The organism is Winslowiella iniecta, from assembly GCF_001267535.1.
In the GTDB taxonomy this organism is placed as follows: Bacteria; Pseudomonadota; Gammaproteobacteria; order Enterobacterales; family Enterobacteriaceae; genus Erwinia; species Erwinia iniecta.
In genome coordinates this window covers 87,771-88,047 of record NZ_JRXE01000008.1, presented here as the reverse complement: position 1 = coordinate 88,047, position 277 = coordinate 87,771, and the positions used below count along the sequence as shown (strand labels likewise).

1 protein-coding gene is annotated in these 277 nt (G+C 62.5%); it reads right to left on the bottom strand.

All coding sequences use genetic code 11. The features are described 5' to 3' along the window. The coding region (locus NG42_RS07275; protein WP_162231020.1) for an Ig-like domain-containing protein at nt 1–277 on the bottom strand (277 nt) is incomplete at both ends.

Genomic DNA, 277 nt, shown 5'->3' with positions numbered 1-277 from the left:
TACCGGACGTGACGACAGCGTCATACACGCCCGGCGCGGTCTCTTTCACGTCGCCGAGCGTGGCGTCCTTCAGCTTCAGGGCGCGCTGTGCGGGCGGCTGATCCTGATGTTGCTGTTCGGTTAGCCTGACCTTTAACACCGAAGCCACATCGGTGATCGCCTGCCCGCTGCTGTTCTGCAGAGTGATCCGCACTACTGAAGTGCTGGTGCCGTCAGCCGGGAGGCTGATCGGGGTGGCGATCACGCTGCTGTTAGTGACGCTGGCGTCGGTCATTTC